The following is an 11,118-nucleotide window of genomic DNA, read 5'->3' on the forward strand; positions in this document are numbered from 1 at the left end:
TCGCGGTTTCCGCTACTGGTTGGCGGCGAGTCGGATGCCCGGCCGGCCCAGCGCAGCTCCGACGGACTCGGCGATATGGCGGGCATCGCGATCGATGCCGAGGAACCTGCCCGATCCCCACGTGTGCATCCAGGGGAGTCCGACGAAGTTCAGTCCGGGCACCTGGGTGACGCCGCGCGTCTGCATCGGCCGCCCGGCACCGTCGAAGGCGCTGGCCTCGATCCAGCGGTAGTCGGGCCGATAGCCGATGGCCCAGACGATGGTGGTGATGCCGGCATCGCCGAGATCGAGATCGGTGGGTTCGTGCGCCGGGGTCCAGACGGGCTCGTACCGAGAGGGGGCCGGGGCGTCGATGCCGTTGGCCTCGATGTATCGGTCGATGTCCGAGCAGATCGAGTTGTACACCGAGTCGGCGTGATCGAGGGACGAGGCCAGGGTGGGAGCGAAGCGGAGTGTGGCGTCGTTGCCGTCGGTGAGTTTGCCGTACAGCGTCATTCCCTCCGCCGCGAATTGCCGGAGATCCACGTCGCGGCCGCCGTCGCGACCGGTCACATAGTGATTTGTCTTCTCCTGCGCAGCCTTTCCTCCGGGATACTCCTGGGCCGGGGTGTCGTAGGGCCCCATGTCGGCCAGCCACGTCATGCAATCGCGACCCCGGTAGGTGCGCGCCACCCGGGGCGCGTTGCCGAGGGCGAGGTGCACCTGCCGCCCGGCGAGGTGCAGATCCTCGGCAATCTGTGCGCCGGACTGTCCGGAGCCTACGACGAGCACGGCACCGGCGGCCAGTTGATCGGGAGTGAAGTACTCCTCTGAATGGATCTGGGCGACAGCCGGATCCAACGACGCCGCGAAGTCGGGCACGACCGGGAGCGGATACCCGCCGGTGGCGACGACCACCTGGTCGCAGGTGAGTGTCTCGTGGCCGCCGGCATTCTGCAGGGTGAGCTCGAATCCGGTGTCGCCGGTCTGGCGAAGCCGCGTGACGGTGGTGTGTTCCCGCAGGGGAGGGGCGAACGTGCGGAGCCATCCACCCAGCCAATCGACCACCTCGTCACGGGTCATGAAGCCGTCGGGGTCCGGGCCCTCGTAGGCGTAGCCGGGCAGCCGGCAATGCCAGTTGGGTGTGACAAGGGTGAAGTTGTCCCAGCGCTTGGAGGTCCAGGCGTGGACCGCGGTCTGCGACTCGATGACGACGTGCTCGATGTCGGCGTGCCCCAGGTACCAGCTGACCGAGAGGCCGGCCTGGCCGCCCCCGATGATGGCGACGGGTATGTGGGTGACGGGCGGAACCGGTGTGTTCATGATGTCTCCGGTGAGGACGATGCGGTGGGCAGGGGTGGGTGCATGGCGAGGATCTCGACGGTCGACGAGTCGTCGTATCGTCGCGCGGCCTCGGTGACGGCGTCCGCGGTCGTGGCCGCCGACGTGCAGGCGAACCCGAAGGTCGCCCGCACGCGTTCGGCGGCCTCGTCGAGTCCGGTCGTCGAGCGGTCCCGGAAGTCCGCGACCGTGTACCGCCCGCCCGGCTCGAGGTGATCGTGCATCACGAGACTCGGCGAATAGCATTGCTGGACGGCACCATCGGGCCATTTCACGGTGAACGTCATCTCAGGCATGGGTGAGATCCCGCCAGCCCGCAGCCGCCGTCGGATCGACCTCGGTGAGCACGCCGTACACGTCGGGCCGCCGATCGCGGAGGTGGAACATGCCCGCGCGCATCGCGGTGAACGTACCGGCGATGTCGACGTCGGCAACGGCCAGGCCACTGTCGACGAGTGTGGTGTCGAGAACATTTCCGCCGGGGTCGACGATCTTCGCGTTGCCGACGTAGCGCAGCGATCCGAAAGTGCCTGCCTGATTGGATGCCACCCAGAACACCTGGTTGTCCAGTGCGCGCGCGGCGTCGAACAGATTGAACCGGTACGTCCACCGATCGTCTTGGATGTTCTCCGCGGTGGCCGTGCGGGCCGCGGGCCAGGCGGACAGGCTCGCGATGATCTCGGCGCCGTCCAGCGCCATCACCCTGGCCGCCTCGGGAAATGCCTTGTCGTAGCAGATCTGCAGACCGACGCGCCCGACCGGCGTGTCGAAGACCCGGTAGTCCGAGCCGGACGAGTACGACATGTTCTCACCGAGCGGCTGGTGGACCTTGCGGTAGCTGCCGTAGACGGTGGTGCCGTCGAGGATCGCTGCGGCGTTGTACCGGGTCTCGCCGTCCTCGGCGAGCTCGCAGAAGCCGATGGCGATGACCATGTCGCCGATGATCGACTGGACCCGCCTGATCTCGGGACCGTCGAGGGTGATGGCCGGTGGAAGCGATCTGGCAGTGGTCTTCACCGTGTCGCCGTGATTGCCGAGCGACGACAGGTAGCCGCCGATCGCGGCCTCCGGGAATACCAGGAACTCGACCCCGCGGTCGCGCGCCCGGGCCACGTAGTCGGCGATCGTCTGGTAGTTCTGTTCGAGGTCACGGGTGAAGTTGGCCGCGACCGTACCTATGGTTGTCATCTGACTCTCCTTGCTGCAGAGCGGTTTCGGATCGTCAGACCATGTAGGTCGAGTTGATGATCGCACCCTTGCGTGCGAAGTGGATGAGCGCATCCTGCACGTCGAGCGGATGTGCCGGGATGACGCCCTCGATCAGGTCCTCCTCGCGGCCACCGTGTAGCGCCAGGCCGAAGCGGCAGCAGAAGGCGGTGCCGCCTTCCTTGATGAAGGTCTCCAGCGAATTGTTGATGTTCTGCTCGCCGGGGAACCCGGAGTCGCCGGTCGTCGGGAATCCCCGTGTGGCCAGGCAATTGATGGCACCGGGTCCGTAGAAATAGATCGTCGAGTCGAAGCCCTTGCGCAGCGCGCGGGTCGCCTGCAGCACGGCGACGAACGACACCGACGACTCGTGGGCGATGCCGTGGACGAGGGTGAAGTAGGTTTCGCCTTCCTCCGCCTGGTAGTCGGGGAAGATCTTGGTTCCGCCGTAGATGTTGGAACCCTTGGGTAGTGCCGGATGTGGGATCTCCGCGAGCGAGGTGGCGATGCTCTCGGTGATGGCGTCGTCGAACATGGGCATGACGTCCTCCTGGACGGGATGAGCGGTCGAAGCCGCTGAGCAATAAGGTGAACCGGGGGCGACGTTGCCCGCCGAGGTGAGTTGCGTCGTCGAAAGATGTTCTGGGTGAGGTCTTTCCGACTGCATTCAGTTCACGCCAGGGCTATTACGTCCTGGTTACCGCCGGAACAATTGGGTGGTGAATTCCGTTAACATGGGCTGTGTCGGACCCGCTCGACGCATGGCATGATCAACCGATGGCTTTTCCGGAAAACCTCAGCGCTGCCGAGCTTCTGGCCAGGACCGGCGACGGCGCCCTGCTCTACGGCCTGACCCCGCCGCGCGCAACCGCCACCTCGGAGCTGGCGGACGCCGTCGCCGAGGCGACCTTGGCCCGGCTGCGATCGGTGGCTGTCGACGGCCTCGTCCTCTACGACGTCGACGCGGAGGCAGACCGGACCTCGGCTCCGCGGCCGTTCCCGTTCATGCCGATGATGGATCCGGCCGTGTTCCTCGACCGGCACCTGACCGGCTGGGACGGACCGGTGATCGTCTACCGCGCCGTGAGCAAGTACACCCCGGACGAGTTGGGCGAGTCGCTGTCGGAGACCTCACGTGATCGGGTACTGACCGTGCTTGTCGGGGCGGCGTACCGGGATCAGATGATGAGAACGACGCTTGCCGAGGCCTACGACCGGCATGCCGAGCTCTCGAATCCGCCCCGCATGGGCGGCGTCGTCATCGCCGAGCGACACACAAATGGCGGGGGAGAGCACCAACGGATGCTGCGCAAACAGGATGCCGGTTGTGAATTCTTCGTCTCGCAGGTCTGCTACGACCTGGACCGCACCCGTAACCTGCTGTCCGACTACACCTACGCATGCCGGGACCAGGGTCTGGACCCACGGCCGGTGGTGCTGACGCTTGCGCCATGCGGGTCGACAAAGACCCTGGAGTTCATGTCGTGGCTCGGGATCCACGTCCCGAGTTGGCTGCAGACCGAGATCGCCCGATCCGGCGACCCGCTGACGGCGTCGTACGAACAATGCGTCGCCAACGCCGGACTGCTCATTTCGTTCTGCCGCCGGCTCGGCCTGCCGTTCGGGATCAATGTCGAAAGCCTTACCAACCGGAAGGTCGAGATCGACGCGTCGATCGACCTTGCCCGCGAGGTCCGCAGGCAACTGGGCTGAAACCGCGTACGCACCTGCGCAAAGTGTGCGCATACCTCGCTGCAGGCCCGCGGTTCGTCGTTCCAGGTGAACTGTGTCGACTGGTAGCTGGACGTGTCGAAGTCGGTCGAGTTGTCGCCTCAGACCTGGGACCTGCGACTGTGACCGAGCCAGCTCACGGCGAGCCACCGAGCACCGCATCGGTCGGTGGCCTGATTCTGGATACCGTCCGTCACTGCGATCCAGTGGAGGATTTTCTGTATGCCTACGATATGTGCCGTTTCCTACCATGGGGAGCATGCGTGTGCTGATCGTGGAGGACGAGCCCTATATGGCGGAGGCTATCCGCGACGGGCTGCGCCTGGAGGCAATCGCGGCCGATATCGCAGGCGATGGCGACACTGCGCTTGAGTTGTTGTGTGTCAATGGCTATGACATCGCGGTACTCGACCGCGATGTTCCCGGGCCTTCTGGTGACGAGATCGCGCGGCGAATCGTCTCTAACGGCAGCGGTATGCCGATTCTGATGCTCACCGCTGCAGACCGGTTGGACGACAAGGCCTCCGGCTTCCAGCTAGGCGCCGATGACTACCTGACCAAGCCATTCGCGCTGCAGGAACTCATCCTTCGTCTGCGCGCACTCGACCGCAGGCGCGCCCACAATCGACCGCCTGTGCGGGAGATCGCGGGGCTCCGACTGGACCCCTTCCGCCGCGAGGTCTACCGCGACGACCGCTATGTCGCGCTGACCCGAAAGCAGTTCGCGGTACTCGAAGTCCTCATCGCTGCCGAAGGCGGTGTCGTCAGTGCTGAAGAACTGCTGGAACGTGCGTGGGACGAGAATGCCGACCCGTTCACCAACGCGGTGCGCATCACTGTCTCGGCGCTACGCAAGCGCCTGGGTGAACCGTGGTTGATCGCGACCGTGCCGGGCGTCGGCTATCGCATCGATGCTGGTACGGACGCGGGTAGTGGTGCCAGCCGTGAGTAGGCGCGCGGGGCTGAGTGCTCGTGTCAAGCTGACCCTCAGCTACGTCGGGTTCCTCATGATCGCGGGTGTCTTACTCCTTGCAGCGGTGTGGGCCTTTCTACTGAGGGGCAGGTACGCCACGTTCCGACTTCCCGATCTGGCCAACTTCGCTCGGGTTTTCGATCCGGCGAACAGTGGTCCGGTCGTGTTTGTCCCGGCAGCGATCTTGGTGCTCGGATTCTTGTTGGTGTTCGGCCTTGTGGGTGGTTGGATTCTCGCGGGTCGCATGCTTGCGCCCCTGTCACGAATCACCGAAGCCGCGCGCACGGCTGAGAAAGGATCGCTGTCGCACCGGATTGCGCTGAAGGGCCGTCAAGACGAGTTTCGTGAGCTCGCAGACGCCTTCGATGGCATGCTGGCGCGGCTCGAAGCGCACGTGGCCGAACAGCGGCGTTTCGCAGCCAACGCATCTCACGAACTACGTACTCCGCTCGCGATCACGCAGGCGATGCTCGATGTCGCCCGAAACGATCCGAATCGCGAGAGTAGCGAGCTCGATGACCGTCTGCGAACCGTCAACTTGCGGGCGATCGAACTCACCGAAGCACTACTGCTGCTCAGCCGCAGCGACCAGCTTGCCTTTACCGGAGAAGACGTCGACCTGTCGCTCATCGCCGAAGAAGCCACCGAGGCTCTCCTGCCTCTCGCTGACAAGCATGGTGTTGCCATCGAGACAACCGGGAACCTGACCCCCACCAAGGGCTCACCTGCGCTGTTGCTGCAGATGGCGACGAACCTGCTACACAACGCCATCGTCCACAACCTCCCCGAGGACGGCACTGTTGAGGTGCACACCGCGGTCGGCCCAGACGCTGCCACACTGACCGTCGAGAACTCCGGCGACCATCTCAGCCCGCAATTGGTCTCGACGCTCACCGAGCCCTTCCAGCGTGGCACCGAGCGTGTCCGCGCGGATCACGCAGGAGTCGGCCTGGGCCTGGCGATCGTCAAGAGCATCGCACAGGCGCACGACGGAACGGTCTCGCTCAGCCCGCGCGCCGGGGGAGGGCTCCGCGCCACGGTCCGACTTCCGGCGGCAGGCCGGAACTTCTCGTAGCTGCCGGGACGGCATGCGCTGGTCGTAGTCCGCACGGCTACGCCTGCTCTCCCGAGGTCATGCTCCTTTGCTGCATGGCTACGGCGAGTACGTGCCGGGCCAAGACGACGTCTGCGCTGCGTGCGCCGGCCGCTGACGTGTGGGCCGACATCTTCGCGAACCGTTCGGGATCGACGAGTATCGGGATGAGGACGGTTTCGATCCATGTCGGATCGAGCTCGGCGTCGTCGACGAGCAGTGCTCCGCCGGCGGCGACGACGGGCTCGGCATTGAACCGCTGCTCAGCGCCTCGCAGAGGCAACGGGACGTAGGCGGCAGGTAGTCCGACGGCGGCCAGTTCTGCGCACGTCATCGCCCCGGAACGGCAGATCGCGAAGTCGGCTGCAGCGTAGGCATACTGCATGTCATCGATGTAGGGCACGGTGACGTAAGGGGGGTCGTTGGGCCGGCCGGACGGCCGATCGACCGTGTGCCGCGGCCCGGTGATATGCAGTACCTGCACGCCGGCGTCCCGTAACGCCGCAGCGGCGCCGGACACCGCAGTGTTGATCGCTCCTGCGCCCTGCGAACCGCCGGTGACCAGCAGTACCGGCCCCTCGCGTCGCAGGCCGAATCGCTGCCGTGATGTGTCACGCAACGCGCGCCGGTCGAGCCCGGCAATCGCGGGTCGCAGCGGGATGCCGATCGAGGCAGCGTGCGCCAGCCGAACGCTGGGTGTAGCGGTGAACACGTGGGTCGTCATCCGCGCCCCCACTCGGTTGGCCAGTCCCGGCCGGACGTTTGCCTCGTGGACGACGATCGGTAGACCGCGCCGTCGGGCGGCCAGGTATGCGGGCATGGCGACGTAGCCGCCAAAGCCCATCACGGCTTCGGCCCGAACCCGGTCGAGTACCGCACCTGCCACCCGGACCGAGTCGCATAGTTTGGTCGGCATCTGTAACAGATCGCGACTCAGCCGGCGGGGAAGTGGTGTCGCCGGGATCAGTTGGAGTGGATAGCCGCGGGCGGGGATCAGGGTGGTGTCCAGTCCGCGAACCGTGCCCAGCGCGGTGATCTCAGCTGCCGGTTCGAGGCCGCGTAGTGCGTCGGCGAAGTTCATCGCGGGTTCGATGTGCCCGGCCGAGTGCCCGCCGGCGACGACGATGCGAGGTGCCGGTTCGACTGGCGTCATATCCTCATATCCTCGCCCTGATCATGATTTCGCGATTCGCGGGGGACCGCTCGAATACGTCCATGGGCAGCGAAGCGGAGTCCGCCCTGTGGGGGTAGCCCGACAGCTTGTCGAACCGCACTTTGCCGTCCTCGACCGCATAAATCGGCACGGTGACCTCCGAGCCCATGGACCTTGCCGGAGGGCTCGATCACGTAGCAGGGGCTGACTCGCTTCATGCGACGGGAAAGTCGAAGTACGCATTTGGATGGGGCTCGTTTCTGAGCGTGTAGTGCCACCATTCGCACTCGTATCGATCGAACCCGGAGTCCTCCATGATGGACTGCAGATGCTGCCGGCTCTGGGTCTCGATTGGTGTGATTCCTGAGGCACCATGATGTGAGATCGGGTCCATGAGGTCGTGGTCACCGCCCATCGGAACAAGCTCACCGGTGGTGAGGTGATAGAGGCTCAGGTCCACGGAGCTGCCCCTGCTATGGCCCGATTTCGCGGCCACGTATCCCTGCGTGACTATCTCGGGCCGGTCGATATTGGGGTAGTGACGCCGTTTGGTCCGGCCGTCATCGGATCTTTGCGACCAACGCAGAAAGCAGTCGACGGCACGTTGGGGGCGATATCCATCCCAGAGCAGCAGCCCGAAACCGAGGGAGGCGGCCTTCCCGCGCGCCTGCTCGAGGGCCGCGCACAGGGACCGGGTGGCGACAATACGATTCGCGAGGTAGCCGTCAACGGGTTTGCCGGTGAAGTTGTCCCACGTGGCGTACTTGGCATCCCAGCGGATCCCCGGCACCCACTCGTCGACGTAGACGAAGTCGGCGTTCATCGCTTCCTTCCGTGCAGTGTCATTGAGATGAGGCGATCGAGCACCTCGGACAGCGGCAGCCCTGCGGCCATCATCCGCGGGTAGCGACTGTAGGACGTCATACCGGGCATGGTGTTGACCTCGTTGAGCACCACTCGCCCGTCCTCGGTGAGAAACGTGTCGACGCGGGCAAGACCCTTGCAGCCCAGGGCGCGATAGATGGTCTTGGCGGCTTCTTGGATGAGTTGCCGCGATTCGTCGGAGATATCGGCGGGCACGATGAAGGTCGAGTTTTCCGATCCGGTCTCGGGGGAGTCTTCCTGATGGATTCGGAAGAATCCGTGCGAGAGGTCGACCCGGTCCACCTCGCCCACGATCAGGCCGAACAGCTCGCCGAGAACCGCGCAGCCAACTTCGCTGCCGGCCACGGCTTCCTCGATCAGGATCTTCGAGTCGTACTGCCGCGCAGCGTTCAGTGCGCTCGCCAGTTCATCTGCTCGAGTGACTTTGCTGACGCCGAACGAGGAGCCCGAGCGCGCCGGTTTCACGAACACCGGATATCGAAGTAGACCGGGGTCGACTTTCTCGTTCTCCGTGACGACCCGGAAATTCGGGGTGGCGATTCCCGCGCTCCTGGCGACGATGTAGGCCAGTGCCTTATCCATACACACCGCAGACCCCTGGATGTCACAACCGACGTAGGGGATACCGGATAGCTCCAACAACCCTTGAATAGCGCCGTCTTCGCCCAACTTGCCGTGAAGCACGGGCAAGACGAGGTCGAGGCGCAGCGTTTCATACCCGTCCTGTCCCTTGACCAGCAACCCGTGCACGCTGCGGTCAGGCGACAGCGTGACCGGACGAGACCTGTACTCCCACCCCGCGACGGGGCTGTCGCAAAGCCTCCACTCGCCACCAGACGTGATGCCGATCCACAACGGCTCGTACTTGTCGGGATCGAGATTCTTCGCGACCTCGCACGCCGACTTGACCGAGACCGGGTGTTCCTCGCATGCACCTCCGAAGATGACTCCGACCTTCAATCTGCTCATGCTGTTTGCTCACTTTCGAAGCCCAGGCAATTGATGAGGCTGTTCTCGACGATGTCTCTCAATGCGTGCTCGGTGTCATAGGCCGAGTGCGGGCTGATCACCACATTCGGTAGCCGCTGTAGCCGTACGAGGGTCTCGTTGTCGATGCGCCGATTTCGGCAGTCGACGTAGAAGATGCCTTCCTCGCCTTCGACGACATCGAGGGCCGCCCCGCCCAGCCTTCCGCTCTCCAGTGCGGACAAGAGCGCCCCGGTATCGAGTAGCGGCCCACGCCCTGTGTTGATGACGTACGCGCCAGGTTTCAGCGCCTCGATGCGACGACGGTCGAGGAGATGGTGCGTGTCGGTCGTCAGTGGGGTATGGAGGGTGACAATGTCGCTCTCCGCGATCAATTCGCACAGCGGTACGCTTCCGTCGCCGTCGTGAGACTGTCTGTCGTGCCAGAGCACGCGGCACCCAAAGCCGCGCAGCCGATCAATCACCGCCGTGCCGATGCGCCCCGTCCCGACCACGCCGACAGTCAGGTCGCACAGTTCCTGACCACGGGTCTCACCGAGTCGATAGTCGTGACAGTCAGTGCGGCGGATAGTGGATTTCGCGTGGCGCACGGACATCAGAATCAACATCAACGTGTAGTCGGCCACGCTGTCGGGAGAGTAGGCAACGTTGCCCACCGAGATGCCCAAGCGGTCGGCATATGTCAGGTCGACGTGGTCGTAGCCGATACTTCTGGTGGAGATATATTCCACACCGGCTTTGCTCAGCGCCAGGAGTGTGCGGTTGGTGACCTGAGTCTTGTGACTGATGCTTATGCACTTGTTGCCATGTGCCAGTTTGGCATTGGATTGCCCGACATCTGATTCGACTATCGTTGGCCGTATACCGAGGCGAGCAGCAGCCTCGCAGAACACCGAGCCTTCGTCCTCGGTGCACCCGAAGATCGTTATCCCCGTCGTTAGACATGCCGAGGAGGGCCGCGCTGTACCCGCGCGGGCGGGGCGGTCCGCGATCACCGCACCGTTGATCCGACTCAATTCGTTGCAAGCCATGCCCCCAGTCAATAGAGTTCGACGTTGCCGGCACGTATCGAATTCTCGATATGCGGACGATACTCATCAGTCGGCTGGTCACCCGAGCTTGGCTATAATCCTCTCGATGTCGAGACTGCGGCGATCACGATTCGGAGCGGAAGCGATGCGTGGGGCGACGCGTCCGCAGCCCTGCGTCTTCGTCACTGGGGAATTTAGATGAGCGCCGTCATCAAACACGTCCCGTCACGAGTCGACCGGAGCGACGGCCGTCCGGCGTGTCGAAACAGACGAGCCAAGCTACGAGCGCGCCGTGCCCGAACAATGTGAGTGCGCCTTGCCACATGTCGTAAACCATGATGTCTAGTACTACAGCCGTAGTTCGCGGTCTGTGGTGTGCTGCGGCGTGTTTGCGCTGGTGAGGGCGACTGCCGGGGCATGATTTGTGGTTTGTGAAGACAACAAAGATGCCCGCGGCAGCCGCGGGTTTGAGGGTAGACCATGACCGGTGGCAGGCAGGACTGGACTCGGTGATCGACACGATCGGGCCGCGGTTCGCCCGCTGCGACGCCGCTCGCAACGCGGGCGCGTTTGTGTTGGGTGTGATGTCGGCGCTGGAGTCCAAGAATTGCTGGACGATGGCTGAACTTGCCGGACACGCCACACCGGACAAGTTGCAGCACTTGCTGTCTCGAGCCAAGTGGAACGCCGATGACATTCGCGACGACTTGCGCACGATGGTCGTCGACGCATTCGCCGA

11 protein-coding genes and 1 pseudogene are annotated in these 11,118 nt (G+C 64.4%); 4 read left to right on the forward strand and 8 right to left on the reverse strand.

The genetic code is table 11. From position 1 onward, the window contains the following. Positions 1-12: 12 nt before the first annotated feature. Genes ACPXB3_RS03305 through ACPXB3_RS03320 form a run of 4 tightly spaced genes read right to left on the reverse strand, consistent with a single transcriptional unit; the run spans position 13 to position 3,067 of the window. Positions 13-1,302, reverse strand: coding sequence for an MSMEG_0569 family flavin-dependent oxidoreductase (locus ACPXB3_RS03305; RefSeq protein WP_425726378.1), 1,290 nt, complete (start codon positions 1,300-1,302; stop codon positions 13-15). Further along, positions 1,299-1,616, reverse strand: a complete 318-nt coding sequence (locus tag ACPXB3_RS03310; RefSeq protein ID WP_425726380.1) for an MSMEG_0570 family nitrogen starvation response protein — start codon at positions 1,614-1,616, stop codon at positions 1,299-1,301. The genes ACPXB3_RS03305 and ACPXB3_RS03310 overlap by 4 nt, the downstream gene beginning before the upstream one ends. Then, positions 1,609-2,508: a carbon-nitrogen hydrolase family protein gene (locus ACPXB3_RS03315; RefSeq protein WP_425702547.1), complete on the reverse strand. Its 900-nt coding sequence runs from the start codon at positions 2,506-2,508 to the stop codon at positions 1,609-1,611. Before ACPXB3_RS03315 ends, ACPXB3_RS03310 begins: the two co-directional genes overlap by 8 nt. A 34-nt stretch (positions 2,509-2,542) precedes the next feature. Then, positions 2,543-3,067: an MSMEG_0572/Sll0783 family nitrogen starvation response protein gene (locus ACPXB3_RS03320; protein ID WP_425702546.1), complete on the reverse strand. Its 525-nt coding sequence runs from the start codon at positions 3,065-3,067 to the stop codon at positions 2,543-2,545. Positions 3,068-3,303: 236 nt separating this feature from the next. Between ACPXB3_RS03320 and ACPXB3_RS03325 the strand changes: the two genes are divergently transcribed. From ACPXB3_RS03325 to ACPXB3_RS03335, 3 genes are all read left to right on the forward strand, one after another. Further along, positions 3,304-4,239, forward strand: a complete 936-nt coding sequence (locus ACPXB3_RS03325) for a 5,10-methylenetetrahydrofolate reductase (protein WP_425726382.1) — start codon at positions 3,304-3,306, stop codon at positions 4,237-4,239. 277 nt (positions 4,240-4,516) lie between these two features. Continuing rightward, positions 4,517-5,209, forward strand: a complete 693-nt coding sequence (locus tag ACPXB3_RS03330) for a response regulator transcription factor (RefSeq protein WP_425726384.1) — start codon at positions 4,517-4,519, stop codon at positions 5,207-5,209. A gap of 265 nt (positions 5,210-5,474) precedes the next feature. Then, on the forward strand, positions 5,475-6,305 hold the full coding sequence (locus ACPXB3_RS03335) for a sensor histidine kinase (RefSeq protein WP_425702540.1): 831 nt from the start codon (positions 5,475-5,477) through the stop codon (positions 6,303-6,305). A gap of 37 nt (positions 6,306-6,342) precedes the next feature. Here the strand turns inward: ACPXB3_RS03335 and ACPXB3_RS03340 are convergent, their stop codons facing one another. From ACPXB3_RS03340 to ACPXB3_RS03355, 4 genes are all read right to left on the reverse strand, one after another. After that, positions 6,343-7,476: a UDP-N-acetylglucosamine--N-acetylmuramyl-(pentapeptide) pyrophosphoryl-undecaprenol N-acetylglucosamine transferase gene (locus ACPXB3_RS03340; RefSeq protein WP_425702538.1), complete on the reverse strand. Its 1,134-nt coding sequence runs from the start codon at positions 7,474-7,476 to the stop codon at positions 6,343-6,345. A gap of 214 nt (positions 7,477-7,690) precedes the next feature. Continuing rightward, positions 7,691-8,299, reverse strand: coding sequence for a D-Ala-D-Ala dipeptidase VanX (gene vanX, locus ACPXB3_RS03345; RefSeq protein WP_425702536.1), 609 nt, complete (start codon positions 8,297-8,299; stop codon positions 7,691-7,693). Beyond that, entirely contained in the window at positions 8,296-9,330 is a 1,035-nt protein-coding gene (gene vanA, locus ACPXB3_RS03350; RefSeq protein ID WP_425726386.1) for a D-alanine--(R)-lactate ligase, read from the reverse strand. Before vanA ends, vanX begins: the two co-directional genes overlap by 4 nt. Beyond that, positions 9,327-10,379 (reverse strand): NAD(P)-dependent oxidoreductase, encoded by a 1,053-nt coding sequence (locus ACPXB3_RS03355; RefSeq protein WP_425726388.1) that lies wholly within the window; start codon positions 10,377-10,379, stop codon positions 9,327-9,329. Before ACPXB3_RS03355 ends, vanA begins: the two co-directional genes overlap by 4 nt. Before the next feature lie 512 nt (positions 10,380-10,891). Here ACPXB3_RS03355 and ACPXB3_RS03360 point away from each other — a divergent pair. Further along, a pseudogene (locus tag ACPXB3_RS03360) lies at positions 10,892-11,118 on the forward strand (IS701 family transposase); the annotation flags it as partial.

Source organism: Gordonia sp. DT219 (assembly GCF_049847065.1).
Taxonomy (GTDB): Bacteria; Actinomycetota; Actinomycetes; order Mycobacteriales; family Mycobacteriaceae; genus Gordonia.